This is a genomic window from Acinetobacter sp. WCHA45, from assembly GCF_002165255.2.
Classification (GTDB): Bacteria; Pseudomonadota; Gammaproteobacteria; order Pseudomonadales; family Moraxellaceae; genus Acinetobacter.
Genome location: NZ_CP028561.1, coordinates 1,430,626 through 1,456,952 on the forward strand (window position 1 = coordinate 1,430,626; position 26,327 = coordinate 1,456,952).

General features: G+C 36.7%; 22 protein-coding genes and 1 pseudogene. 12 read left to right on the forward strand and 11 right to left on the reverse strand.

The genetic code is table 11. The annotated features are described in order from the left end of the window. Window positions 1-14: 14 nt before the first annotated feature. Together CDG55_RS08340 and CDG55_RS08345 are read right to left on the reverse strand one after the other, a co-directional pair. On the reverse strand, window positions 15-320 hold the full coding sequence (locus CDG55_RS08340) for a Rieske (2Fe-2S) protein (RefSeq protein WP_087535917.1): 306 nt from the start codon (window positions 318-320) through the stop codon (window positions 15-17). Window positions 321-336: 16 nt separating this feature from the next. Beyond that, complete coding sequence (locus CDG55_RS08345) at window positions 337-1,350, reverse strand: adenosine kinase (protein WP_087535821.1); 1,014 nt, start codon at window positions 1,348-1,350, stop codon at window positions 337-339. Between the two features lie 279 nt (window positions 1,351-1,629). Here CDG55_RS08345 and CDG55_RS08350 point away from each other — a divergent pair, with 279 nt between their 5' ends. Genes CDG55_RS08350 through CDG55_RS08360 form a run of 3 tightly spaced genes read left to right on the forward strand, consistent with a single transcriptional unit; the run spans window position 1,630 to window position 6,267 of the window. Beyond that, window positions 1,630-4,569: an insulinase family protein gene (locus CDG55_RS08350; protein ID WP_087535820.1), complete on the forward strand. Its 2,940-nt coding sequence runs from the start codon at window positions 1,630-1,632 to the stop codon at window positions 4,567-4,569. Window positions 4,570-4,590: 21 nt separating this feature from the next. Beyond that, window positions 4,591-5,760 (forward strand): phospholipase A, encoded by a 1,170-nt coding sequence (locus CDG55_RS08355; RefSeq protein ID WP_087535819.1) that lies wholly within the window; start codon window positions 4,591-4,593, stop codon window positions 5,758-5,760. After that, entirely contained in the window at window positions 5,761-6,267 is a 507-nt protein-coding gene (locus CDG55_RS08360; protein WP_087535818.1) for a cysteine peptidase family C39 domain-containing protein, read from the forward strand. It abuts the gene before it with no gap. A 79-nt stretch (window positions 6,268-6,346) separates the two neighbouring features. Here the strand turns inward: CDG55_RS08360 and CDG55_RS08365 are convergent, their stop codons facing one another. The 8 genes from CDG55_RS08365 to ilvA all read right to left on the reverse strand — a co-directional run bounded on the left by CDG55_RS08365 (window position 6,347) and on the right by ilvA (window position 15,896). Continuing rightward, on the reverse strand, window positions 6,347-7,864 hold the full coding sequence (locus tag CDG55_RS08365; RefSeq protein WP_087535817.1) for a hypothetical protein: 1,518 nt from the start codon (window positions 7,862-7,864) through the stop codon (window positions 6,347-6,349). Between the two features lie 15 nt (window positions 7,865-7,879). After that, the gene (locus CDG55_RS08370) at window positions 7,880-8,968 is read right to left on the reverse strand and encodes an OmpA family protein (protein ID WP_087535816.1); all 1,089 of its coding nucleotides are present in this window, start codon (window positions 8,966-8,968) and stop codon (window positions 7,880-7,882) included. 10 nt (window positions 8,969-8,978) lie between these two features. Beyond that, a complete protein-coding gene (locus tag CDG55_RS08375) occupies window positions 8,979-9,611 on the reverse strand; it encodes an OmpA/MotB family protein (protein ID WP_111313919.1) in 633 nt (210 codons plus the stop codon). A gap of 15 nt (window positions 9,612-9,626) precedes the next feature. Continuing rightward, window positions 9,627-11,627, reverse strand: a complete 2,001-nt coding sequence (locus tag CDG55_RS08380; protein ID WP_087535814.1) for a hypothetical protein — start codon at window positions 11,625-11,627, stop codon at window positions 9,627-9,629. A 24-nt stretch (window positions 11,628-11,651) separates the two neighbouring features. Continuing rightward, window positions 11,652-11,966, reverse strand: coding sequence for a hypothetical protein (locus CDG55_RS08385; protein WP_087535813.1), 315 nt, complete (start codon window positions 11,964-11,966; stop codon window positions 11,652-11,654). A 236-nt stretch (window positions 11,967-12,202) separates the two neighbouring features. Beyond that, window positions 12,203-13,540 (reverse strand): TrkH family potassium uptake protein, encoded by a 1,338-nt coding sequence (locus tag CDG55_RS08390; RefSeq protein ID WP_087535812.1) that lies wholly within the window; start codon window positions 13,538-13,540, stop codon window positions 12,203-12,205. Between the two features lies 1 nt (window position 13,541). Then, on the reverse strand, window positions 13,542-14,192 hold the full coding sequence (locus CDG55_RS08395; protein ID WP_005160048.1) for a potassium channel family protein: 651 nt from the start codon (window positions 14,190-14,192) through the stop codon (window positions 13,542-13,544). A 159-nt stretch (window positions 14,193-14,351) separates the two neighbouring features. Further along, the gene (ilvA, locus tag CDG55_RS08400; RefSeq protein WP_171287515.1) at window positions 14,352-15,896 is read right to left on the reverse strand and encodes a threonine ammonia-lyase, biosynthetic; all 1,545 of its coding nucleotides are present in this window, start codon (window positions 15,894-15,896) and stop codon (window positions 14,352-14,354) included. 98 nt (window positions 15,897-15,994) lie between these two features. Between ilvA and rpiA the strand changes: the two genes are divergently transcribed. Together rpiA and CDG55_RS08410 are read left to right on the forward strand one after the other, a co-directional pair. Beyond that, on the forward strand, window positions 15,995-16,666 hold the full coding sequence (gene rpiA / locus CDG55_RS08405) for a ribose-5-phosphate isomerase RpiA (protein ID WP_087535810.1): 672 nt from the start codon (window positions 15,995-15,997) through the stop codon (window positions 16,664-16,666). Continuing rightward, window positions 16,666-17,352, forward strand: coding sequence for a M48 family metallopeptidase (locus CDG55_RS08410; protein ID WP_087535809.1), 687 nt, complete (start codon window positions 16,666-16,668; stop codon window positions 17,350-17,352). Before rpiA ends, CDG55_RS08410 begins: the two co-directional genes overlap by 1 nt. A gap of 1 nt (window position 17,353) precedes the next feature. Here the strand turns inward: CDG55_RS08410 and CDG55_RS08415 are convergent, their stop codons facing one another. Further along, a complete protein-coding gene (locus CDG55_RS08415) occupies window positions 17,354-18,892 on the reverse strand; it encodes a hypothetical protein (protein WP_087535808.1) in 1,539 nt (512 codons plus the stop codon). 365 nt (window positions 18,893-19,257) lie between these two features. Between CDG55_RS08415 and argC the strand changes: the two genes are divergently transcribed. From argC to CDG55_RS08450, 7 genes and pseudogenes are all read left to right on the forward strand, one after another. Beyond that, the gene (gene argC / locus CDG55_RS08420) at window positions 19,258-20,307 is read left to right on the forward strand and encodes an N-acetyl-gamma-glutamyl-phosphate reductase (protein WP_087535807.1); all 1,050 of its coding nucleotides are present in this window, start codon (window positions 19,258-19,260) and stop codon (window positions 20,305-20,307) included. 81 nt (window positions 20,308-20,388) lie between these two features. Further along, window positions 20,389-21,138: a DUF6776 family protein gene (locus tag CDG55_RS08425; protein ID WP_087535806.1), complete on the forward strand. Its 750-nt coding sequence runs from the start codon at window positions 20,389-20,391 to the stop codon at window positions 21,136-21,138. Window positions 21,139-21,157: 19 nt separating this feature from the next. Further along, the gene (gene clpS / locus CDG55_RS08430; RefSeq protein ID WP_162620834.1) at window positions 21,158-21,571 is read left to right on the forward strand and encodes an ATP-dependent Clp protease adapter ClpS; all 414 of its coding nucleotides are present in this window, start codon (window positions 21,158-21,160) and stop codon (window positions 21,569-21,571) included. 458 nt (window positions 21,572-22,029) lie between these two features. Beyond that, window positions 22,030-22,188, forward strand: a pseudogene (locus CDG55_RS15640) (ATP-dependent Clp protease adaptor ClpS); the annotation flags it as partial. 41 nt (window positions 22,189-22,229) lie between these two features. Beyond that, on the forward strand, window positions 22,230-24,515 hold the full coding sequence (gene clpA, locus CDG55_RS08440; RefSeq protein WP_087535805.1) for an ATP-dependent Clp protease ATP-binding subunit ClpA: 2,286 nt from the start codon (window positions 22,230-22,232) through the stop codon (window positions 24,513-24,515). Next, window positions 24,515-24,877, forward strand: coding sequence for a YnfA family protein (locus CDG55_RS08445; RefSeq protein ID WP_087535804.1), 363 nt, complete (start codon window positions 24,515-24,517; stop codon window positions 24,875-24,877). Before clpA ends, CDG55_RS08445 begins: the two co-directional genes overlap by 1 nt. Window positions 24,878-25,276: 399 nt before the next feature. After that, window positions 25,277-26,317: a 3-deoxy-7-phosphoheptulonate synthase gene (locus CDG55_RS08450; RefSeq protein ID WP_087535803.1), complete on the forward strand. Its 1,041-nt coding sequence runs from the start codon at window positions 25,277-25,279 to the stop codon at window positions 26,315-26,317. Window positions 26,318-26,327 lie beyond the last annotated feature (10 nt).

Genomic DNA, 26,327 nt, shown 5'->3' on the forward strand with positions numbered 1-26,327 from the left:
TCATGATCTAGGTATTAGTCAATATAAATACCACCATCAGAGTGTACTTCCAAATTTACTTTTTCAAGGAATTCACCTAGACATGGTCCTGAAACACATTCACCAGTTTCTACTGAGAATAATGCTCCATGAGTTGAGCATTGGATATACTCACGATCCTGATCTAAAAATTGATTTTCTAAATACTCAAGTTCAGTTTGCAAATGTGGGCAAACATTTTGATAAGCGTAAAAGCTACCATCTTTCTGAGTAATAAAGATTGTTGTTCCTTTCATGGTGTCATATGCACGAGACTCACGATCTGGAACTTCCTCAGTCATGCAAATTTTTTCCATTTTAAGCATATTCCTGTTGAGAATTTTTAAATTGTTCAAATAATTTGGCATAGTTTTCAACGGCTAAGCGTGGACCAAATTGTGCAACAACTTCACTAGAAATTAAAATAGCCAGTTGAGCTGCAGCTTCTAAAGTTAAACCAGCGTTAATGGCATATAAGAATGCACCAGCAAAAGCATCACCAGCACCGTTAGTATCAACGGCATGAACTTCGCGACCAGCAACATGGAATTGTTGTTCAGGGTCAATGATGACTGCGCCATTTGCGCCTTGAGTGATGACAATATGTTGATTCTTTGATTTTAAAACTTCAATAGCTGCACCAAGTGTTTCAGTATTACTGAACATTAGCGCTTCTTGTTCGTTACAGAATAACAAGTCGACGCCGTCATCTAATAACTCTTCTAGGCCTTGACGTGCATATTGCACCATTGCAGGATCAGACAGTGAGAGGGCGATTTTAACGCCATGTGCTTTGGCAAGTTCACGTGCTTGTTTAACCGCGACACGAGCAGTATCACTTGTCGATAAGTATCCTTCGATATAGAGCCATTTTGCAGCTTTTAACGGTTCAAAATCGATTTGTTCAGCAGTTAATTCAGCGGTAATGCCTAAATATGTGTGCATAGTACGTTCTGAATCAGGACTGATCAGAACCATACATGTGCCTGTTACACCTTCACTAATTGATTGTGCAGCGGTTTTAATACCTGCTTCATTTAAACCATTCAAGTAGATTGAACCTAGGTCATCATTACCTACACGGCATCCGTAAAAAGCTGTACCACCTAAAGCACTGAATGCAACAGTTGTGTTTGCAGCCGACCCACCACTTGCTTGACCTTTATAGTTTTGGGTGTCTTGTAATTGTTGATATAAAGCAGCCTGAGTTTCACCATCGGTCAACTGCATTGTGCCTTTTTGCAAAGCTTGCTGTGTTAAAAACTCATTTGAGACTTTAAATTCTTGGTCAATCAGCGCATTACCAATTGCAAAAAGATCAACAGTTGTCATGTTTGTCATCACATTAAAAAATCAAAAAGCAAAGTTTACACGAATGCTCAAGATTACAGTAGTTTGTTGAAGAAAATTCACTTCATTTACGGTGAGCTTTCCATGCTTATTATTTTGAATGTTCAAGGACTGGAATTAAAAAATATCTGACATCAATTTTATGTCACTCGCTGCATTTTTCTACAAAAACATACCAATTTACATGGATATCCATGTGTATTCTTCGGTAGACTCTCTATATTAAATTAGTGTTATTTAAATAGATAAATTGGAGATCACATGACTGTAGATGTTACTGAAAGCATTACTCAAACCATTCATCCCGCGTTTCAGCTATTACGTCAACACCATGTAGAAGCACTCGATATTCAAGTTTCAGAATATAAACATAAAGTAACTGGTGCTGTTCACTACCATTTGGCCACAAATCACGATGAAAATGTATTTTTGGTGGCATTTAGAACTCAACCGATGGATTCTAAAGGAACAGCTCATATTTTAGAGCATACAGCTTTATGTGGTTCTGAAAAATTTCCTGTACGCGACCCATTCTTTTTAATGATTCGCCGTTCATTAAATACCTTTATGAATGCATTCACAGCAGCAGATTGGACAGCTTATCCATTTGCGACACAGAATAAAAAAGATTTTCAGAATTTATTGTCAGTGTATTTAGATGCTGCATTCGCTGCAAATTTGAATCCTTTAGATTTTGCTCAAGAAGGGATTCGAATTGAATTAGAGAATGATCAAGCTGTTTATAAAGGTGTGGTGTTCAATGAAATGAAAGGAGCGATGAGTTCACCTACAGATCAGCTCTATCACCAATTGGCACATCATTTATTCCCTGAAACGACCTATCACTATAATTCAGGTGGTGATCCAAAAGACATTCCTGATTTAACCTACGAACAGCTTGTTGATTTTTATAAAACACATTATCACCCAAGTAATGCAGTCTTTATGACTTTTGGTAATCAAACTGCCTATGATTTACAGGAGCAGTTTGAAAAATTAGCATTAAATAAGTTTTCTCAGGGTACAACATTATATTCAAAACCTGAAAAACGTTTATTAGCACCAATAGAAGTGACTGAAAGCTATGCAGTTGATAGCGAAGACTTAAAAGATAAAACTTATCATGTGATGTCATGGTTACTCCCTGAAACCAGTGACATTAAATTACGTTTAGGTATGCGTTTAGTAGAAGGGATTTTATTAGAAAATTCAGCGTCGCCGTTGCGTCATTATTTAGAAACTTGTGGTTATGCACAGTCAACGGGTCCATTGATGGGAGTTGATGATAGTAACTTTGAAATGACGTTCTATTGTGGCGTACAAGGCTCGAATGAAGAACATGCTGAAACATTTAAAAATGGTGTTTTAGATATTTTAAAAGAGGCTGCTTCAAAACCAATTGACCGTGATTTGGTTGATGCGATTTTACATCAAATAGAATTACATCAACGTGAGATCAACGGTGATGGTACGCCTTATGGTTTAAGCCTTATTTTGAATGGTCTAGGTAGTGCAATTCACCATAATGACCCAATCCATGTTTGGGATGTGGATTCTGCAATTGAGCAAGTGAAAGAAGAATTGAAAGACCCAATGTGGTTGTCTAATTTAATTCAAACCCATTTGTTAGATAATCCGCATCGTGTACAAATGACCTTAGTGCCAGATGCGACCAAATCAGTAAAAGAGCAACAGGCTGAACAAGCACGTTTGGCTGAAATTACTGCTAATTTGACAGAAGATCAAAAAATTGAAATTCAGCAAAAAACTGAAGCATTAAAAGAACGTCAAGACACAGCTGATGATCTTGAGTTACTTCCTAAAGTCGGTTTGGAAGATGTACCTCCGGATTTGCATATTGTTCAAGGTCAACTGCGTGAGATTATTAGTAATGGTTTAGACACGCCATTAAATTTATATCATGCAGGTACGAATGGCATTTACTATCAACAAGTTTTGATTCAGATTCCAGACGAAATCGTACAGTCGCCTTATTTCAACTTACTTTCTATCTTGATGGGTGAGGTTGGCGCAGGTGAGCATGATTATTTAGAATTCCAACAAATCCAAACGGCTGTAAGTGGTGGTTTGGGCATGGGAGCATCTTTGCGTAGTAAAGTGGATGATAAAGATCGAATTAGTGCTTGGTTAACACTGACGACAAAATCACTTACGCAAAAGTTAGATTCTATCCAGTTATTGAAACTTGCCTTTGAGCAGCTTCGTTTTGACGAAAAAGATCGCATTATTGAATTATTGCAACAACGTAAAACCCGTTGGCAGTCGCGCTTGTCTGGTTCTGGGCATAGTTATGCAATGCAAATTGCTTCTCGTCAAATGAGTGCATTAGCTCGACGTGACTATCATAATACTGGTTTAGGCGCATTGAATTGGCTTACTCACTTGGTCAATAAGATTGATCAGGATGATACGGCTTATGAAGCTTTAATCGCTGAGTTACAAGCAATCCATCGTAAGTTATTACAAGCACCTAAACAGTTTTTATTGGTTTGCGAAGAACATCAATCTGATCGTTTAGTTGAAGAGATTCAAAACGTTTGGGATAAACTGGCTGTCGATAAATCACCTGTAAGCTTAACCAAAGTTGAGCAAATTAATACAGAAAATGAAGAAGCTTGGCTCATTCAGACAAATGTTCAATTCTGTTGCTCTGCTTATCAAGCCGTCGATGTTGCACATGCAGATGCAGCACCATTGATGGTATTGGCTGCGTATTTACGTAATGGTTTCTTACATAGTGCCATTCGTGAAAAAGGCGGTGCTTACGGTGGTGGAGCAAGTTATGATGGTAATGCTTGTTCATTCCGTTTTTATAGTTATCGCGATCCACGCTTAGTTGAAACATTTAATGATTTTGAAGCAAGTGTGCAATGGTTATTTAACGTTGAACAGCAACCATATCAACTTGAAGAGGCAATTCTTGGATTGGTCGCAGGTATGGACAAACCTGGTTCACCTGCTGGCGAAGCAATTACTGCTTGTTATGCATTATTGCATGCACGTACGCCAAAATTCCGTAGAGTTTTACGTGAGCGCTTATTAAGTGTGAATTTGGAAGATTTGCAGCGTGTTGCAAAACAATATTTATTGGAACAAAAACCAGTAAAAGCAGTCGTTGCGCCATTTGCTAAACGTGATGAGCTACAAGCACTTGGATTTAATATTCAGCAAGTTAATTAAAATAAAAAGTTGGAGATATCTATGGCGTTCAAATCTTTTGAGCTGGGTCACTTGGAGCTTGGTGTCGTTATGACACTGAGCGCTTTAGCTAGTTCTATGGTCAATGCGCAGACAACTACACCTGCAGCACCAGCAACAGTAGAGGCTTGTGTCGCTTTGGCTTCAAATGCAGATCGTTTAGCTTGTTATGATAGCCTTTTTAAAGCTCCAACAGTTATCGCACCACAAGTTCAAGCAGCCGAACCAATCATTGCGGTAGCTACTCCATCGGTAGAAAACAAAAATGAAAAAGCTGAACCTACGACTTTGCGTGATAAGGTTGTTCAAAAAGTAAGTGATTTGCACATCTTAGGTGCTGCGCCTAAATTTGATCCAAATATTTCATTATTAGATCGCCGTTGGGAACTTTCTGAAGAAAGTAAACTGGGTGTGTGGAATATTCGTGCTTATCAACCCGTTTATTTGCTGCCTGCATTTTGGACCAGCGATAAGAATGAATTTCCTAGTAGCCCCAATCCAAACAATACTGTTAAAGATCAACAAAACTTAACCTCTACAGAAGCTAAGTTTCAAATCTCTTTAAAAACGAAAGCCTTAGAAAATATTTTAGGCAATAATGGTGATGTCTGGTTGGGGTATACGCAGTCTTCACGTTGGCAGGTTTACAACTCTGAGGAATCACGTCCATTTCGTGAGACCAATTACGAGCCTGAAGCAAGTTTGATGTTCAGAACCAACTATGAAATTTTAGGTTTAAATGCGCGTCTGTTAGGTGTGACTTTAAATCATCAATCTAATGGTCGTTCTGATCCATTATCACGTAGTTGGAACCGTGTAATTTTTAATTTAGGGTTTGAAAAAGATAATTTTGCGTTGATGGTACGTCCTTGGTACCGTGTCGAAGAAAATGCCAAAGATGATAATAATCCTGATATTAAGGATTATATGGGGCGTGGAGACTTAACAGCATTTTATCGCCATGATGATAATGATTTCTCGCTAATGTTACGTCATTCATTAAAAGGTGGCGATCGCTCGCATGGTGCTGTGCAATTTGACTGGGCATTCCCAATCAAAGGTAAGTTACGTGGACATCTACAACTCTTTGATGGATATGGTGAAAGCCTGATTGATTATAACCACCGTGCAACCTATGCAGGTTTGGGTGTGTCGTTAATGAACTGGTATTAAATGAGTTTAAATATTCCAGAGCCATTATTGCAGCTTGAGGCAAATTGTGGGGTGTTTGCGGTCTGGCTGATTATAAAGCAATATCAGAGTCATATTGATATTGCTGACCTGATTCAGTTATGTCGCCATGACCAACAAGACGGAACTTTTACCATAGCATTGGCTGTGGCACTGAAAAAATTAGGCTTTGAAGTGTCATTGTATACTGACCCTGACCCAAATATTGATGAGAAAGAACAGCACAGTTATGTTGATGCACAACGCCTACAGATTCCCATTCGGGCTGCCTTGACTTATGCAGAGATTCAACAGGCGTTTGAAGCAGGTAAATTTGTGATTGTATTTTATGACACCTTACACGGTGTGGGAAACCAATCTTTGATTTATTCAATTGATGAACAAGAGATTAGTTTCTGTGATCATTTTGAAGTGATGTCAAAAAGTATGTTTGAACAACAACGCCAAGCCGATGGAATTTGTCGGCAGGTGATTGTGGTTGAAAGTTAAAATAAATGATGCTTTTTTGAGATTAATGATTGTCTCCTATAATAAATAGATTCAGTTTTTAGGCTGAATCTTTTGCAATTTAGATAAGATTGTAACGCTTGGCAGTTAAGGCTGCTCGATTAAATACCTGTACTGGGTATTTGTTATCATGCTTGTTATTTTTCACCCAACGCGGTAGATTTTTCCAATCCTCACGTTCAAGTTTGAAGTAACTCTCATTTACTTCTTGTAAGTAGTGACTATAACGTGATTTACCCTCCATATAATATACAATTTTATCTTTTGGTTTAATATTAAAGTGTTTATCCAGTGTATAAGCTAAGTCGGTTTGCCATTTAAAAGCATGATCATGTATAAGCACTAAATTTAAATTTTTTAATTGTTCATAATCTACTATATTTTGATGAAGTATTCTTTCAACTTGAAAAATATCATCTGTCATTAATAAGTCATTTTGTGAAGCATCTCCTAAAAATGATTGAAAAATAAATTTATCCATTACTTTTAAAACGACCACAGGATAGGAATAAGTCGATATTTTTTTAATGTTATTCAGATGGATGTTAGTTTTATCAAATATTGCTGTTGGTAAAAGTAACCATGCTTCCTGAAAAAGTGCCTGATAGTTTTTCCAAAAAATATAACGATTGGCTGTTTTATTTGCTGTATCTTGATCATAAATATTGGCAATATCAATTAATATTTTACGCAATGCTTCATAATTTCCTGTACCAATCCAGCAAGCCAACCGTTGCTTTTCATTGTGCTTTAATACCAGTTCAGATTGAAACTCTGTATTTCTAGCACAAGTAGATAGCCATGTGACTAATTCGGGGAAGTTCTCAACCTGTTTTTCTAATGCACTAATCTCTTTGGGTAAAGTAGTTGAATTTAGAATCTGTTGAGTGAAGCATTTTTGACGTTCCAAAGATAATGTAGGGTTTAAAATCTGGGTTAAAGCTGGTCGTAGAATCTGTCGTTTTGACTTTGTAGAAGCAATCCATTGATCTAACCAATTAACTTCGGCTTCCTGTACAATTGGCAATCTTTGAGGGAAGCCTGCTTCTTGCATTAAAGCAATCACAGATTTTTCTTGTTTAAATGCAATTTCAGCCAGTTTTTTAGCATTTTGGGTAATAAGTACCTGCAATACATCCAGATGATGGGTATATTTCCATTCACCTGATTGAATCAAATCTTCCAAACCTGTTCGCAAGGTTTGAATCACATTTTTAGGCGCAGGGTAGCGTTCTGTATCTGCAAGAATCGTCCGTAATAACATGACCTGACGAAAAACAGATTCACCTTGTTGGTCTTTATCCAAAGCGGACAACCACCAGTTTCGCATCGCAGTTTTACCATTTTTGCTCGTCCATTGGTGATTTTCCCAACCCATTAAAGCAAAAACTTGAATGAGCTCTAAATTAATTTTTCCTTTGGTTAATTGATCAAAAAGGATTTGCGGATTAAGGGATTGAATTGCAGCATCATCAAAATGAATACCTAAATCTTTTGCAATCCTTTTTGTTCCTTTAAATTGACTTTTTAAGGTACTGTTTTTGGCAAAATCAAATAAATTTGGACGAATAAAATTCATATTTACCTCAATAACCTATTGTGTGCGATTTATGCCATTACCATCAATAGAAAAACTTTTCCCTTTTGAATTGGTACAGGTCATTCCAATTCCTCTTGACCAACATTCTATACCACCAGCTTTAATTTTTTCACCATAGCCTAAAACTTGTTGCTTATTATTTCGATTAGCAAAAATTGTTTGTTCAACTTTATCTGCGACATTACAACGTATCTGAGTTTCCGCAATATCATCCCACAGGGTAAAAGATACATTTTTTTGCACAGGGCAATCTGTTAATCTAGGTAGATTAAATTTGTATTCATCACGAATATAGCAACGTACACTAGTTGGTATATTTTCATCAGATGGAATAAAGAAACCACAAAATATACTTTCGGCTGGACTATGAAATGTTCTTACCGTTCCTGATACAGGTAAAGGCTTAGGGAAAATAGAGGTACTCTTAGTATTATTTTTTTCTGAATGAACAAGCTCATCTTTAGTGGTATTAAATAATTCCGATGCAAATTGGAATTTAAACACCACTTTACGGTCACTGGCATCATCATAATCTTTTGCATCAATATTGCCACGACCGACAGGAGTAAGTTTTAGCAAGAATGGTAGTTTAGCTGGGAAATACTGCATATTATTGACATACTGTACAACAGCATTAGCACGGTTTAAACTTAATGTCATATTTTTTGCGTAGTCAGCACTAGTATTATTATCACGGCTACCGTGTCCCTCAACCACAATTCGGGAAACCTGTTCTAATTGTTCAGGGCTAAGGTCATTAAATAGTACTTTACTATAAACAGGAATAAACTCCTCTAAAAAATATTGTCCTTGTGGTGAAAGCTGTGCAGAGGCATAAGGAAATAAAATACTTTCGGCAATGCTAATATCACCAGTTTTGGGGTCAATCTCAACAGGAATACCTTGTTCTTTCATAGCCTTTTCTACGGATTGAATAATTAAAACTCGTGTACGATCTTGATTGGTCATGATAATCATACACATCACTAAAAATATCGCCATTAATCCAGTCATTAGATCGGCAAGAGCAATCCATGTAGAAGATTCACTTTCATGTTCGGAAAACTCATTTTCATCTAGCATGATATTCTCTTTAACTGTTAGAAATAAGTTCTTGTTGATTTAATTTAGAAGAAAATTGAAATGTAAAAATTACTTTTCGGTCTTCTGGATGGTTATAGGGCTTTGAATCTAAATAACCACGCCCAACTGGCGTAAGTTTTTTTAAAAACTCATCTTTATGAGAAAAATCTGGCATTGATTCAACAAATGCGGCGACTGCATAAGCTCGATTGAGACTAAGCTGCATATTCGGTGCATATTGACCTGTAGGGCCTAACAAAGTATGTCCTTCTACGATAATACGAGAAACTTGTTTACTCTGTTCAGAAGGTAATTTTTCAAATAATACTTGACTATAAATAGGAACAAATCTTGTTAAAAAGTTTCTACCTTCTTCGTTCAAAGTAGATTTATTTAAGTCAAACAATATACTATCAGTAATGCTAATATCTCCTGTTTGCTGATCAACTTTAATATTAATATTTTTTTGTTTGGCAATCTCCGAGATTGATTGAATGATTAAAATACGTGTACGATCTTGATTGGTCATGATAATCATACACATCACTAAAAATATCGCCATTAATCCAGTCATTAGATCGGCAAGAGCAATCCATGTGGCAGATTCACTTTCATGTTCGGAAAACTCATTTTCATCTAGCATGATATTTTCCTTTGATTAGTGTTGATTTAAAGTGTCGTGCAGTTGTACTGCATTGGTTAAAGCACTTAATGCCGTATTTACACCAGTTACGGCACTGCCTAAATTATTGACAGCATGTTTTAAACCTGAATCAAGGTCTTTAAATGCATCTTGATAAGTTTTATCCAATTCTTTAAATGCTTTAGCAAATTCTTCTGGTAAATTACGCCCCATATTTTCTAAGGCTTCTGAAACAGTAGTTAAATGTGCAGTAGATTGCCTTAACTCACGGCTTAATATTTCTTCACCTTTATTTAGTTCTTTCGCAATACTTTGAACTTTCGGTATAATTGCCTCCTGTATAGCTTCAATACGAGAAACTAAACGATTAATTTCAGTATTCACTTCACGTTGTTTGGCATCCATAAACTTAAATTGTTCAGTTAAATTATTCGTAATTTCAACTAAACCTTTACGTTGTTCGCCAATAGTTTGTTCTAATTGCTCATTTTGACGCTCAAGGAAACCATTGAGGTTTTCTGTTTGTTGATTGAGATAAGAAGTCAAAGATTCCTGATATTGAATACGGAATGTTTCTAAGGATACTTCTAAAACTTTAGCCGTATTGAGAAGTTTATTATCAATATTACCTAACGTTTTCTCTAAATTATTTGATGCTGAATTAATCATATTTTCAGCGTTTTTCCCCACAGCTTCTAATTCAGTCGCCATACGATCTAAATGACCATTCATATCGCTAGAGAATGTATTTAAAATAGTATTGAGTTTATCTTGAGCTGCATCGAATTTTTTAAATGATTCATTAATAGATTCATTTTGTTTTTCAATGGTTGCTGTGACCGAGCGAGTTAATTCAGTAGTTGCAATTGTGACGGCTTTTTCTAGTTTTTGACCTGATTCATTCAAAGCAGCATGAATATTTTTGACCATCTCATTTGAAGCATTAGAAATACTAGTTTGCATTAATAATGCTGCTGCTCCAATTGCAGTGGTTAAACTGGTACTTGCTGTTTCAAGTCCTTTTTCAATTGCAGGCTGAATTCTGCTAAGATTTTCTTGTAGATCAGTATTAAACCTATCCAAAGATACTCTTTGTTCAGTTTGAATTTCGTCCATGTGTTGAACAGTGCCATCAATTTTATCAACTAAACCATTCATTTTTTCACTGGCTGTTTGCATTTTTTCAGATGCTTCATCTACCGCAGCAATCAGTTTAGTATTATGTTTTTGAGATTCTTCAATGGCAGAAATAGTATCTTTCACTGCTTGATTAGTCGTTTCTAAAGCAGTATTGGTATTATCTAAAGCACCTTTCATTGGAATGAGAATTTCAGTTTTTAGATCTTCCAAAACTTTTTTAATCGCTTCCGTACCTTGGTCGGCAACGGCTGTTTTAATTTCCATGAGTAAAGGAGATAAACCATTTACAATACCTTGTGTAATGATTCGTCCTAATTCCTCATTGTTATTATCAAATTGTAACTTGGCAATATCTTGCTGCATTAATTTTTGATTATCGAGTTGTTGTCCTTGTAGTTCAATCAAATGGTTTAAGGCATCAGTCTGATTCTTTTGTAAGCTGATGATATGCTGATTATGTGCTTTAGCATCTTGCTTGATTTGATCTGAACGTATTTTATTTTTTCGATTTTGCATTGCTGTTGGAATCATATTCAATAACATGAATAAAATTGCAGAGAAGACACCAACTAAAGAATAAACAAAAACTAATTTTAAGCCATCAATTAAATCTTGCATTGCTTTAGGGTCTTGTAAATCTAAATCTTTTAACCCGAAAGTCAAACCGATAAATGTGCCTAATAAGCCTGCTGCTGTCATCACACTAGGAGCAAATTTAGATGGAGTTGATAACTCTTTGTTAATGATACTTTTAACCCAAAAAAATGAAAAAAGAATAAATAAAATAATGAGTAGCCATGCAATGCCATTAATATGCCAAAAGTTGTTCCAAAGAAAATCTTTTATAAATGCGGTTAAACTAATTTGTTGTTCCATCAGGATATTTCCCTAAGTTAAAAATTAAATAATATTCCAAGCTCGTAACTGTTCTTTAGACAAACCATCTTGCAATGTATGTAAGGGAATATGTGCGGCTGCTGTATCGGCTAGACCCACAGCACCAATCAAATATTCATTCCCCAAAGCATTTGTATCTTTTTTCAGCCAGACTAATTCAGGTGAAGCAAATTTGAGCAGCATCAACTGACAACGATCTTTACTGGTTCGCATTAATTCGTGAAAATCTTTTAAATGTGGTTGATCTTTGCTGTCGTGAAATTGAGTATTAAAAAAATGAATTTGCTGAAATACAGCATATACTTCTTCTTGGTTCATAAAAGGAATCCTATAAATAAGGTAAAAATGGCACAAAATAAGAGAACAAGCTTAAAATGTAAGCTTGTGGTAACAGAAGTAATACGTTCAGTATGAATAGATAATTTTTATCTAGTATGTAAGTTATGATTTACTGTTAAAATTGCGAATTGCCATAGTTATGTCTATCTTTATACGGAAACGATGAATATAAATGATATAATTGAGCGGATCAATATCTTTTAAAAAACAATCAACTACCCAATCTGAATATTGGCATTTGCATGTTTCAAACGACTTTTCTTTGGTGTAGCAATCAGGTAGGCGAGTGTTAATGGCCCAAGTCGACCTGTGTACATCAATAAGCTCAAAACAAATAAGCTACCGTCATGCAATTCACCTGTAACACCACGAGATAACCCAACAGTGCATGCAGCCGAAACAACCTCAAACATAAGATCTAAAACATCCAGTTTAGGTTCAAGTAAGAAAATTGTGAAACAGCCGATAAACACTAACATACCTGTAATTGCTGTCATGGCAAGCGCTTTATAGGTGGTTTCCTGCGAAACTGAATGATTGAAAATACGAATTTCTTCATTACGCCGTAGAAATGAAATCACACACAACAGCAATATTACAAAAGTACCAACTTTAATACCACCTGCGGTACTCAGTGAACCGCCACCAATAAACATCAATAGCATCGTGAGCAGTGTTGTACTGTGTTCCATCGACCCTGTATCAATAGTATTGAATCCCGATGAACGAGGTACTGTCGCTTGGAACCAAGCATTCATGGCTTGTTCACCAATATTCATTGAACCTAAAGTAAGTGGATTGTTGGCTTCTAAAAGCCAAATCAAAATAAAAGCCACAATATTTAGTGTTGCGATTGCACTGAGGATTAGCTTGCTATTCGGTGTAAGTTTATTCCAACGTTTATTTTGTTTAACGTCAATTAAAACAAGAAAACCAATTCCACCTAACGTATATAGCGTACTAATGGTTAAACAGATAAGATAATGACCTTGGAAATTTATTAAGCTGTTATTGAATAGCGAAAAACCCGCATTGTTGAATGCAGAAATACTGTAGAAAATTGAATAATATAATCCACGGTCAAAGCCATAAATAGGTATAAAAGAAGTACTTAAGATAATAGCGCCAATCAGTTCAAAAAAAAGTGTATAAATCACCACACCTTTTGCCACAAAGGTAACCTTAGATAAGCTGGTTTGACCTAAGCTATCTTGTGCCATCATTTGTTGTTTGAGCCCGAGTTTAGGCGCTAGACTTAAGGCTGCCAAAATAGCAAAAGTCATAAAACCCAAACCACCTGTTTGGATTAATAAAAGAATAATAACTTGCCCGAGATGATTAAAAGACTCATTTAAATTCACTACAGATAAACCTGTAATGGTTACAGCCGATGTTGCTGTAAATAAGGCATCCATCCAGCTCAAATTGCCTTTATTGGCGATAGGGAGTTTGAGTAATAGTGTTCCAATGATAATAAAACTTAGAAACCCAATCGCTAATAAGGAGGGTGGACTTAAGTTAAAAATTTTTTGAGTATTTATTTTTATCGTCATTTTATACAAAACATCCTGAAAGCTTTCGGAGATGGCTGAGCGAGCCTTCTAAAATAAGTACGTCTCCAGCCTGTAGAGTAAAATTCACATCTGTTTCATATAGAATTTGTTGATCACGTTTAAGTAATAAAAGTTTGATATTGGGTTCTTGTTTTAGGATGCCCGATAAATTCACATGATTCAGCTTTGCTTGTACTGGAACTTTGACAATATAACGATCATCATCCAAAGCCATATAACGGCTAACCATGGGATAATTTAACGCTTGAGCAACCCGCACACCCATATCTTCTTCAGGGTGAATAATTTTACTGACGTTTAAATGGGAGAGGATAGTGTGGTGGGCTTTAGTTTTGGCTTTAACGAGGATTTTATCCACCCCTAAATTTTTTAGATTTAAAACACAAAGAATACTGGCTTCAATATCTTCACCAATCGCGACCACGACGGCATCACAATTTTGGATATTCAGTTCTTCTAATACATGTTCATCGGTTGCATCTGCAATCACAGCATGGGTAATGCGATCAGCTAAGCTCTCTACATTTCGTTTAATGGTGTCGATCCCAATCACATCATGATTGAGTTTAGTCAGTTCTAAGGCAACAGTTGCTCCAAAACTACCTAAACCAATGACTGCAAACTGTGCCATAACAATCCTTAACTAAATGATAAAAATGTCTTTTTCTTCATTTTAAGGTGGATTAATTGATCTGTTTGTAATGATTTTGTTTGCGATCACATATAAAAGATCAAGATCACTGGGTAAAAATAAAGCCGACATGATGTCGGCTTTAAATGATAAGGTGATTTATTTAAGGAAGCGTTTATATCCAATATTATCGCTAATTTCGGCATATGGATATGTGATTTGCTCTAAGGTTTCAATCAGCCCATCTGGATTTTGTTTTGCATCAGTTGCTTGTAAACCGACTAAAACACGACCTTCGGCTGCACCATGATTACGATAATGGAATAGGGTGATGTTATGCGTTGGACCTAGACGCTCCAAGAAAGTCAGTAGGGCACCTGGGCGCTCTGGAAATTCAACACGGAACAAGCGTTCATTTTCAAGATTGGCATGACCACCAATTAAGTAACGAATATGCAGTTTTGCAACTTCATCATCGGATAAATCATCGACATCATATTGTTGCTTGAGTAATTCATGGATTTCGTGACGTTCAACTTCGCCACCTTTTAAGCTAATCCCAACAAATACTTGAGCTTGGCTATCATCACTGGCACGATAGTTAAACTCAGTAATATTACGACCTTGTAGAGCACGGCAGAAATTAAGAAATGCGCCTTTTTGCTCAGGAATGGTGACGGCATAGATTGCTTCTTTACGTTCACCCAATTCAGTACGTTCAGCAATATAACGGAGACGATCAAAGTTCATGTTTGCACCGCAAACAATTGAAACCATGTTCTTTCCAGTGAGCTGATGTTCGGTAACGTATTTTTTGATCCCAGCTAAGGCCATCGCCCCTGATGGTTCAACGATACTGCGATTTTCATCATAGGTATCTTTGATTGCGGCACAGATTTCATCGGTATTGACCGTAACAATTGTTGGATCAACAATTGGACCAGAATTATCTGACTTAGATAGGCGGATCATTTCAAAAGGCAATTCACCAATTTGAGCAACGGCTGTACCATCCGCAAATAAACCCACATGTGGCAGAATCACGCGTTCATTGGATTCAAGAGCAGCTTTTAGGCACGCAGATTCTTCATATTCAACACCAATGACTTTGACATGTGGCGCAACTTCACCAAGATAGGCTGCAACACCCGCAATGAGCCCGCCACCACCGACAGCAACGAAAACATATTCAACATCACGCCATTGGCGCAATAATTCATTGGCAATCGTTCCTTGACCAGCAATCACGAGTTCATCGTCATAAGGTGGGATAAAAACTAATCCTTCATCTTCTGCACGTTGTTTGGCATATTTATTGGCAACATCAAAACTATCGCCGTGTAAAACAACCTGTCCACCTAAGTTTTTAACCGCTTGTACTTTGATGTCAGGGGTCGTGCTTGGCATGACAATAATGGCTGGAATGCCTAATTTTTTTCCAGACAGTGCAACACCTTGTGCATGGTTACCTGCTGATGCGCAAATCACACCTCGATCGAGTTGATCTTTAGGAAGTTGGCTAATCCTGTTGTAAGCACCGCGTAGCTTGAAAGAGAATACAGGTTGTAAATCTTCACGTTTAAATCGAATGTTATTGTTAATTTTTTGACTAATTCGTGGAGCTGCTTCAAGCGGTGTTTCAATCGCAACGTCATAAACCGTTGCTTGTAAAATTTGTCGTACCACACGAGACAGCATGTTCATCTTCCCTATAACAGTTTAAAATAGGCAATCATTGTAGCAAACCCCTGTGCATTTGCGCTGTTTTCTTGCAGCAAATGTCAAAATAGTTGAGTGAAGTCATGAGTCTATATGCAACCCAAGATGAAAAAAAACAAGCTGCGGCAAAAGCAGCATTGAAACATTTGCCTAAAGGCGGCATTTTGGGCGTAGGAACTGGAAGTACTGTTAATTTTTTAATTGATCTATTACCAGAGTTGCAATTGGAAGCAGCCGTAGCAAGTTCTAATGCAACAGCTGAACGTCTTAAAAAATTAGGTATCGAAGTGGTTGATATGAACTCGGTAGGTGGTTTGGATGCCTATGTCGATGGTGCAGATGAAATTGACCGTCATATGCATATGATTAAAGGAGGCGGTGCTGCATTAACTCGTGAAAAAATCGTTGCTTCAATTGCTAAGAAATTTGTATGTATTGTTGACGACTCAAAGTGGGTAGAGCAATTAGGTCGTGATTTTCCACTTCCTATCGAAGTCATTCCAATGGCGCGTTCTGCAGTTGCACGTAAAATCGTAGCTTTAGGTGGTGATCCTGTTTATCGCGAAGGTGTTGTTACTGATAATGGTAACGTTATCTTAGATGTTTTTAATTTAAATATTTTGAACGCACTTGATTTAGAGAAAACGATCAACAATATTCCAGGTGTGGTAACCAATGGAATTTTTGCTTTGAATGCAGCTAGTATTGCGATTGTTGCAACCAATAATGGTATTGAAGAACGTACGGCACAGTAATGCAATCAGTTTCGCTTGAAACACAATTGCCTGAAATTAAAGTAGTTCGACATGCAAGAGCGAGAAATTTGCGTTTGCGTGTTGAACCTACAGGTATTCGTTTAACAGCCCCTATCTTTTCTACAAAGCGGCAGATTCAGCAATTTCTGCAACAGTCTGAACAATGGTTATTAGAGACATGGAATAAACAACAAGAACAATTTAATCAGACTATAAATTTTCCTGAACAACTTGTTTTATTTTATCATTTGCAACCATTTCAAATTATTCAGCAACAGCAACGTCATATTTTTAAATTTAACTGGGAACAACATATTTTATTTATTCGAAATGAAAGCCCTGAATTAGCTTTAAAAGCTGCTGTATTAGCATATGCGAAACAGTTTTTACCAGAATATTTAAACTTAATAAGTGAGCAGACGGGCTTACAATATGGCGAATGCACGGTGAGAAAGCCAAAGACACGTTGGGGAAGTTGTAGTTCAAAACATGACATTATGCTTAACGCGGGATTAGTATTAATGCCGATGCATAATGTACGATCAGTGTGTATACATGAATTAGCACATACGAAGTATTTTGATCATAGTGCAGCGTTTTGGGGTGAAGTGGCGAAGTATGATGAAAGTTATATCGAAAATCGCAGGCAATTAAAAAGTATTCAATTGCCTGCGTGGTGGTACTAAATCAAATAAAACTACATTCAAGTTGGGTTGTTTGTAGTTGATCAGGTGCCTTGCGAGTATCTAGACCTGCACTAGCAGTTAATACTTGATTTCCATTTAATTTTATTTGAATAAACTTGTACTTTTGTAAAGTAAAGTCGATGTCAGTAGAACTACTATTGAGTAGGTAATCTTGACCTGTATTATTGATGAGCATTAAATTATCAGTACTATCCCCATCAAGCTTAGAAGTGAAGATTTGAGTACCTTTTTGTAGTTCTAAAACGCCGTTAGCTCTGATATTTAGTTTGCAATCGTTAATTTTATCTTCGTAACTGCCAATTAAATATTCGATAGAAGGTAAATTGGGATTAAAGACAGTATTAATTCCGGTTACACCAGATTGGCATAAATAATTTGAATCTAGACATTTTGATGTTGAACTATTAACGGCAAAGCCTACAGCTCTTCTATAGTCACCAGCCCCCGCTACTCTGAAAACATCTGTAGCTTGCATTTTTGGATCGGTACCTGAGTATATTTTTTGTTCGAGTTGTATATATCCAAGTGGATTAGATGTTTGTTGCTCATACTTTGTGGCGAGTTTTAGTACTGCACTTTTTAATAATCCAGCATATTGATCTCTAATATTTTTTTGATTTTCTGCTATGTTAATTAAAGTGTTTTTATTTGGATCTGTATTTTCAGGGGCTGGGTCAATTAATGAAACAAGTGGACTAGGATCTCCATGTATTTTTTTCCCATCTAAATAACCATCTTTTAAATCGATTGCTAAGTTCTTGGTAAATTCAACAAATGCATTTTCAGGGTTGGAGCTTGACCATTGTTGAATGTAGCCAAAGTTTAAATAGGTATTAATATATTTATTGATGGTAGCAACAGTTAGGTTATTTGATTTAAAAATAGTAAGTATTGTGCTTGATGATAAGTTTGGTAAATCAACATTTGAAAAGCCATTTAATAAGGCACTGTTGACATCATTAGTCGCAAATTGTAGCTGTAATGCACTAACTTGTTTGGAGTTAATGATGTCTGTAGGGAGTTGACCAGATCTTACGATAGCACGTTGATAAATTGCTTCAGAGCTTGGGGTTATATAGATTGGTTGCGTTAAATTGCTAGTATTAACTTCTACTAAAGCATTAAAAGTTAAAGAGAAGTTTTTATATTGGCCATTGAGAAAATCATAAATTAATGAATTAGGTGTAGTAGATATTTCAATTCTATACAAATGATCCGTATTAAGTACTTTCGGTAAGGTAATACTGAGATTTGAAGTAGTACTAACATTTTGTTCTATGACTAAAGAATCATCAAAATTATCATATACTTTGACTATAACATCACGCATTTCTACTGGAACTTTAATATCGAAGTTTTTAGGCTTTGGAATCACAACTTCTGGAGTGGGTGGGACATATTTTGCCTCGCTTTCACCGCTTCCACAGCCTACTAGAAAAGCTGGACTAAGCAAAAAAATACTGCTTACGCCTAAACTGATGTATTGATTTAATCTTTGTTTTGATCTCAAAGAAGGCATTCCAGCTCTCCAAAATTTAGCATCCATGAAATTTATTATTACCGCATGGTTTTTATTCTATGCGAATACTTAGATGATTCAATAGTATTTCTTGACCAGTGGTAAAATTGAATTTATATAAAACAATTTGACAGAACTTTTACACTGTTTTTAATGTTATAGCGACCAGTTAAGTGAAAAATAAGTTGTTAAATTTACATTTTTGTTTTTAGAAATTTTTATATTTTTACTAACTTTAGCTAGATACAAAATCAATCCCTCAAGTTGTAACTTAGAAATGCTATATAACTTATAGGGTTATGGATTGTGGAAATGGCGTCAAACTGCCATACTACAACCACTATTTATAGTTTGAGGTAGAGCACGTGATTTTTGTTGGCATCGTCGGTGGAACTGGATATACAGGCGTCGAATTATTACGTCTTTTATTAAGGCATCCACAAGCCCAAGTACGTGTTTTAACATCTCGAACTGAAGCAGGAAAACGTGTTGCAGATATGTTTCCAAGCTTAAGAGGGCATACAGATTTAGCGTTCTCCGATCTTGACCTAGATGCATTAAAGCAGTGTGATGTTGTTTTTTTTGCAACGCCACATGGAGTTGCAATGCAACATGCGGAAGAGTTGATAGCTTCTAATGTTAAAGTAATTGATCTTGCTGCAGATTTTCGATTGCAAAATCTATCTGAATTTGAAAAATGGTACTGCATGCAACATAGCTGTCCAGATGTATTAGTCGATTCAGTGTATGGTTTAACTGAACTAAATCGTGAAAAAATTAGAACAGCTCAAGTGATTGGTAATCCTGGTTGCTACCCAACAACAGTACAGTTGGGTTTAGCTCCTTTACTAAAAGCTTCAGAAAAATTGATCAATCCGCAAAGTATTATCATCGATGCAAAGTCTGGTGTATCGGGCGCAGGTCGCAAAGCTAGTTTAGGCATGATTTACAGTGAAAATGCTGATAATTTTAAAGCTTATGGTGTCGCTGGACATCGTCATCATCCAGAAATTGTTGAAGCTTTAGAAAACATTTCGGGTCAAAAGGGACAATTTAATCATCTTATTTTTGTTCCACATCTTGTACCGATGATTCGTGGTATGTTGAGTACAATTTATGTCGATTTAACTGAGCAAGCTCAGAATATAGATCTACAAGCATTGTATGAGCGTTTCTATGAAAATGAACGTTTTGTTGATGTAATGCCAGCAAATAGTTCGCCTGAAACACGTAGTGTGCGCGGTGCAAATGAGCTACGTATTGCTTTATATCAACCTCAACCAAATAAATTGATCGTATTAGTTGCGCAAGACAATTTAGTGAAAGGTGCAGCAGGTCAAGCGATTCAAAATATGAATTTAATGTTCAATTTTGATGAAGCTGCTGGTTTAGAAGGTATTGGTTTATTACCATAAAAAACGCTTTTTTACTTCACACACATTTAAATTTGGATTTAAATGTGTGCTTTGATGTAAATCATAACGATAGAGATGATGATGGAAAACGCTGAACCGACTACTTCACCAGAAAGTTCCGTTAAAAAAAATAAATTCCTCAAGACGAATTTGCCCTTAGTGATTGCTGCTACATTACTGATTGGTAGTAGTTTTATGTTGGGATATACTGTTGGGCATCGTCAAGGTTTGACTGTTGTTGGTTATGATGCAGATGCTCAACAACTTGTTGATGTTGTACAAAAGCAAAAAACCACTTTGGATTCTGTTAGTAAGAGTTTAAATGCTGCTGTTCAAGAACGTGATATGGCGGTTAGTAATGCCGATGATTTATTTAAAGGTATTAATCAAGCTAATGCTGATAAAACTCAGTTTGAAAGTATGAACGCCATTTATCGTGAAATTTTAAGACAACGTGGTGGTGTTAGCTTAACTGTACAAAATTTAGCGATTAAATCTTTACCCGAAAATGCTTTTGAATATCAACTGGACTTGGTTCAAGTAAGCCCAAATAAACGTCGAGCTGTTGGTAGTGTTGAGTTAAGATTAATTAAAGATACTGAAGTTTTGGTTGTGCCATTAGAAGATGCCAATTTTAATTTCGATGATTTTGAACGGTTGACTGGGCGCTGGACCATGCCTAAAGGTTTCACACCTCAGTTTATTGAAGTTCGCTTATCTGGTTCAGCTACACCAGTGATTAAACGCTTTAGTTGGCAACGTGGTCAACCTGTTGATGTGAGTTCTGCTTTTGTATCAGAAATTCCTCAAGCTGAAGCAAATGCCCAATAAAATTTAGTAAGAACTGGATATGCGAAGATATAAACGTCAAATGAATTTAAGTGAAGTGAAAAATGCCTTTCATCAATCTGAATATGTCGATTGGCACTTAAATCCACGTTTAAGTGACTCGCAAGAGGATCATGATGGTGAAGTCATTGTTCAGACAGCACCACCTGAATTAAAAAAACCGCCATTATACGCTGTTGTTTTACTGAATGATGATTACACACCGATGGATTTTGTTATTGAGGTACTACAAAGCTATTTTGGAATGAATCTTGATCAAGCAAGTCAGGTGATGTTGACAGTTCATTATGAAGGCAAAGGAACAGCAGGTATTTATCCACGTGATATTGCAGAAACAAAAGCGAATCAAGTGAATAACTTTGCACGATCTCAAGGCCATCCATTATTGTGTCAGATCGAACCTGAGCAGCGTTAAAAAAAGCGAAGCTTTTTAGCTGCGCAAGACGAGCAACTGTGTTGGGAGTGAAAGCGTTAAAAAAGCAAAGCTTTGTTCCGAGCGCAAAACGAGCAACTTTGTTGCGAGTAACAGTGTTAAAAAAGCAATGCACTTGCGTCATATATGGCTCATGAGCTAAGAGTGAAAGCGTAAAAAAGCTGCTGAATATCACTTTCAGTAACCATATCTCGCGAATGGGTCTTTAGAAAACAAGGCTATCTTTCGATATGTGATTTAAGCGGTAAATTAAGACATATATTGTTTTGTGCTAAAAATATGAATCAATATACTGACAATCTTTATATTCAACCTATACATGATTTGTTAGGTTTTAACTAAGATCATAGCATATTAAAATTTCTCATAGGTTGAATACGCTTTCATAAATAAAGAATAGATTTGCTGTCTTTTTGAGCGACTAGGCAAGTCTTATTCTCTTTGTAATCGAAATTTTACAACAATACTTTGTTTTGAATCTTGACCAAGATACTCAAGTAATGCTAACTGTAGATTATGAAGTAAAGTGTTATTGTAAACGTATACTAGATAACGCTTTAAAGCCTCAGACAAACCAAGTTAATACCAGCTTATTCTAATATTATCCTTTTAGATGAAGCACAAAATATAAGGGGGTTGCATGCTCAGTCGTCAATTAGAAGTATCGTTACGTTTGGCTGTTAGCATGGCTCGTCAAAAGAGACATGAGTTTCTGACTGTTGAACACTTGTTGCTTGCTTTACTTGATAATGATTCAGCAGTCAATGCGTTAAAAGCATGTGGTGCTGATATCGTTACATTGCGTAAAGAATTAGAGGAATATGTAGAGCAACATAGCCCAAAACTTGGTGATAATAGTGAACAGGCGCCTCATCCAACTGAGAGCTTTGATCGAATTTTGCAACGTGCAATTTTCCATGTTCAATCGAGTGGTGGTGACCGTACGGTTGAAGGTGCAGATGTTCTAGTTGCAATGTATTCAGAACGAGATTCGTTCGCGGTTTATTTACTTAAACGTCATCAAATTAACCGTTTAACTTTGACTCAATACCTATCTCATGGCACTCGTAAAGATGAGATTCAAGTTGAAGAAGAAGTTGAAGATATTGAAGGTGAAAGTGCAGCTTCAGCAAATGCTGGGCCACTTGAGCAATACACGCTTAACTTAAATATCGAAGCACAAAAGGGCAAAACTGATCCTTTAATTGGACGTGAAAAAGAAATTGAGCGTGCAGCACAAATTTTATGTCGACGTCGTAAAAATAATCCGTTGCTTGTTGGTGATCCGGGTGTAGGTAAAACATCAATTGCGGAAGGTTTAGCTTGGCTGATTGTAAATGGCAAGGCACCGAAACCACTTGCGAATGCTGAAGTTTATAGCTTAGACATTGGTGCTTTGGTTGCAGGGACTAAATATCGTGGTGACTTTGAAAAACGTTTAAAACAGTTGTTGAATGCTTTGAAAAAGAATCCAAATGCGATTTTATTCATTGACGAAATTCATATGATCATTGGTGCAGGCTCGAGTATGGGCAGCACTATGGATGCATCGAATTTAATTAAGCCTGCATTAGCGAATGGTACTTTGCGTTGTATTGGTTCAACAACTTTCCAAGAGTATCGTCAGGTATTCGAGAAAGATCATGCCTTGTCTCGTCGTTTCCAAAAGATCGATGTGAATGAACCAAGTATTGGTGAAACGATTGAAATTTTACGTGGCTTGAAAAGCAAGTTCGAAGATTTCCATCATGTTGAATACGATGATAAAGCTCTTGTTGCTGCTGTTGAGTTGTCAGCTAAATTTATCAATGATCGTTTTTTACCAGATAAAGCGATCGATGTGATTGATGAGGCTGGTGCACAACGCCGTTTGAAAGCTGAAGTCGATGGTACAACCATCTCGGTTGAAAATATCGAAGACATCGTTTCTAAGATTGCGCGTATTCCACCGAAAACAGTATCTAAAGATGACAAGACTGTACTTGAGAATTTGGAACGTGATCTTAAACGTGTTGTATTTGGTCAAGATGAAGCGATTACAGCACTTGCATCAGCGATCAAATTATCTCGTGCAGGTTTGAAAGCACCAGATAAACCAGTGGGAAGTTTTGTCTTTGCAGGTCCAACAGGTGTGGGTAAAACCGAGGTTACGAAACAACTGGCGAAATTGCTCGGTGTCGAGTTGGTTCGTTTCGATATGTCTGAATATATGGAGCGCCATGCAGTTTCTCGCTTGATCGGTGCGCCTCCAGGCTATGTTGGATATGATCAAGGTGGTTTGCTGACAGATGCGATTCATAAAAATCCGCATTGTGTACTCTTGCTTGATGAGATTGAAAAAGCACATCCAGATGTATTCAATTTGTTGTTACAAGTCATGGATCATGGTGCTTTAACAGATAACAATGGCCGTAAGTCTGATTTTAGAAATGTGATCATTGTTCTTACGACTAACATCGGTGCAGAAAGTATTGTTCGCGCAAGTATTGGTTTCACTGAACAAGATCATAGTGCGGACAATCAGGATGCAATGAAACGTGCGTTCTCGCCAGAATTCCGTAACCGTTTGGATGGTGTTATTCAATTTAAAGCACTTCCGACTACGATTATCGACTCAGTTGTAGATAAATTCTTGACTGAGTTGCAAGCGCAGCTTGATGAGAAACAAGTGGTACTTGATGTTGATCAAAGCGCTCGTGATTGGTTGTCAGCTAATGGTTATGACCGTCTGATGGGTGCTCGTCCAATGCAACGTCTGATTCAAGAGCATCTGAAAAAGCCACTTGCTGAGATGATTTTATTTGGTGAGCTTGCTGAGCATGGTGGTAACGTTGCGGTTTCTGTGAAAACAGAAAATGGCAAAGACATTGGTTTAAAATTGGAAGTATTTGAAGATCATATTAACCCGAGTGCTGAACCTGCTTAATGTTTGAACTCTCTTTCTCTATAACCCAAGTACTTAAAGTATTTGGGTTATTTTTCGTCACAGCAATCGCTGAAATCTTAGGTTGTTATTTTCCTTATTTAATTTTGAATCAAGGAAAGTCGCATTGGTTATGGGTTCCTACGGCGTTAAGCTTAGCCGTCTTTGTTTGGTTACTGGCTTTGCATCCTGCTGCGTCAGGGCGTATTTATGCGGCTTATGGTGGTATCTATATTTTCACGGCATTGATGTGGTTACGTTATGTTGATCAGGTGTTATTAACTCGATGGGATATATTAGGAGGAATGATTGTTTTGTGTGGTGCAAGCTTAATTATTTTACAACCACATGGTTTGGTACGTTAAATGCTACAAAATATTTTTCAAAAACACTTGTCAAATGCTGAAATAGTGCGTAATTTAAGTGTTAGGAACAGTTTTTTAGATATTTGAAATAAACATGTTAAAGCATACTGTAAACACAAACGCATACTTTTATTTTTGGCAATATATGTAGTTGCCTGATGCGTTTCGGGCAGCAAAAAAGGGTTGCCCAACCAGTTAATACCTGATCGGCAACACCGATCAGGTTTTTTTATGCTTTAACAATCATGATTTTAGGAGAAATACCATGTATACATTCAATTATTCATATTTTAGCAAGATTTCTTGGTTTTACTTTGCAAAAAAATCAACATCACTTAGATCACACTTGCTCAAATAAATGATAGGACTGCGAAGAAGGTCAGTCCAAAGGAATTGAAAATGAATGCTTTAAATACTGCTTTGACACAACCACACACTCATTCAAAAGAATTAATACTTAGCTTGCCATCACAACTCAAAGCACAGTATCCCTTGTCTGCAACTTTAGCGCAGCAAATTTCAAAACATCGCCAAACGATTCAGAATATTTTATCTGGGCATGATCATCGCTTAATGGTGATCACGGGTCCTTGTTCGATTCATGATCCTATCGCGGTACTCGAATATGCTGATCGCCTCCAACAACTACAAGAACAAGTAAAAGATCAAATATTCTTGGTGATGCGTGCATATATTGAAAAACCGCGTACTACCGTGGGTTGGAAAGGTTTCTTATATGATCCAAATTTAGATGGATCATCAGATTTACAACTTGGTTTAGAAAAGTCTCGTGCACTTTACTTACAACTCATCGAAAAAGGCTTGCCGATTGCTAGCGAAATTTTAAGCCCAATGGCAACAGGTTATTTTGATGATTTACTGGCTTGGGGTGCAATTGGTGCACGTACCAGTGAATCACAGATTCATCGTGAAATTTCTAGCCATATGCCTTACAGTATCGGCTTCAAAAATGGTACAGATGGTTCAATCCAAATTGCTTTGGATGCGATTCAGTCTGCACTGCATGGTCATCAATTCTTAGGTATGACCCAACAAGGTTTACCTGCAATTTTGCATAGCAATGGAAATCCTTTACCACATTTAATTTTACGTGGTTCAAATCAGGGTACCAACTATGATTTGGCTTCGATTCAAGCGATGCATTTCAAACATAAGCATTTACCTGCATTAGTGATTGATTGTAGTCATGGCAATAGTGGCAAAGACCCATTACAACAACCGAATGTTTTAAAGCAAATCATTGCAGAACGTACTGAGTCGAAAGTTCGTGGTGTAATGCTTGAAAGTCATTTAGTGGATGGCAATCAAAAAATTTCTTGCAATATGACTTATGGCCAGTCTGTGACAGATGGCTGTTTAGGTTGGGATAAAACTGAACAATTATTGCTGGATGTGGCCGAGCAGATGAGAAGTCATTAAATTAGTTTAA

Excerpts from the sequence above, each read along its gene's own strand:
- CDG55_RS08340 (WP_087535917.1), bottom strand. The coding sequence starts at position 320 with ATGACTGAGGAAGTTCCAGATCGTGAGTCTCGTGCATATGACACCATG.
- CDG55_RS08345 (WP_087535821.1), bottom strand. The coding sequence starts at position 1,350 with ATGACAACTGTTGATCTTTTTGCAATTGGTAATGCGCTGATTGACCAA.
- CDG55_RS08350 (WP_087535820.1), top strand. The coding sequence starts at position 1,630 with ATGACTGTAGATGTTACTGAAAGCATTACTCAAACCATTCATCCCGCG.
- CDG55_RS08355 (WP_087535819.1), top strand. The coding sequence starts at position 4,591 with ATGGCGTTCAAATCTTTTGAGCTGGGTCACTTGGAGCTTGGTGTCGTT.
- CDG55_RS08360 (WP_087535818.1), top strand. The coding sequence starts at position 5,761 with ATGAGTTTAAATATTCCAGAGCCATTATTGCAGCTTGAGGCAAATTGT.
- CDG55_RS08365 (WP_087535817.1), bottom strand. The coding sequence starts at position 7,864 with ATGAATTTTATTCGTCCAAATTTATTTGATTTTGCCAAAAACAGTACC.
- CDG55_RS08370 (WP_087535816.1), bottom strand. The coding sequence starts at position 8,968 with ATGCTAGATGAAAATGAGTTTTCCGAACATGAAAGTGAATCTTCTACA.
- CDG55_RS08375 (WP_111313919.1), bottom strand. The coding sequence starts at position 9,611 with ATGCTAGATGAAAATGAGTTTTCCGAACATGAAAGTGAATCTGCCACA.
- CDG55_RS08380 (WP_087535814.1), bottom strand. The coding sequence starts at position 11,627 with ATGGAACAACAAATTAGTTTAACCGCATTTATAAAAGATTTTCTTTGG.
- CDG55_RS08385 (WP_087535813.1), bottom strand. The coding sequence starts at position 11,966 with ATGAACCAAGAAGAAGTATATGCTGTATTTCAGCAAATTCATTTTTTT.
- CDG55_RS08390 (WP_087535812.1), bottom strand. The coding sequence starts at position 13,540 with ATGACGATAAAAATAAATACTCAAAAAATTTTTAACTTAAGTCCACCC.
- CDG55_RS08395 (WP_005160048.1), bottom strand. The coding sequence starts at position 14,192 with ATGGCACAGTTTGCAGTCATTGGTTTAGGTAGTTTTGGAGCAACTGTT.
- ilvA (WP_171287515.1), bottom strand. The coding sequence starts at position 15,896 with ATGAACATGCTGTCTCGTGTGGTACGACAAATTTTACAAGCAACGGTT.
- rpiA (WP_087535810.1), top strand. The coding sequence starts at position 15,995 with ATGAGTCTATATGCAACCCAAGATGAAAAAAAACAAGCTGCGGCAAAA.
- CDG55_RS08410 (WP_087535809.1), top strand. The coding sequence starts at position 16,666 with ATGCAATCAGTTTCGCTTGAAACACAATTGCCTGAAATTAAAGTAGTT.
- CDG55_RS08415 (WP_087535808.1), bottom strand. The coding sequence starts at position 18,892 with ATGCCTTCTTTGAGATCAAAACAAAGATTAAATCAATACATCAGTTTA.
- CDG55_RS08425 (WP_087535806.1), top strand. The coding sequence starts at position 20,389 with ATGGAAAACGCTGAACCGACTACTTCACCAGAAAGTTCCGTTAAAAAA.
- clpS (WP_162620834.1), top strand. The coding sequence starts at position 21,158 with ATGCGAAGATATAAACGTCAAATGAATTTAAGTGAAGTGAAAAATGCC.
- clpA (WP_087535805.1), top strand. The coding sequence starts at position 22,230 with ATGCTCAGTCGTCAATTAGAAGTATCGTTACGTTTGGCTGTTAGCATG.
- CDG55_RS08445 (WP_087535804.1), top strand. The coding sequence starts at position 24,515 with ATGTTTGAACTCTCTTTCTCTATAACCCAAGTACTTAAAGTATTTGGG.
- CDG55_RS08450 (WP_087535803.1), top strand. The coding sequence starts at position 25,277 with ATGAATGCTTTAAATACTGCTTTGACACAACCACACACTCATTCAAAA.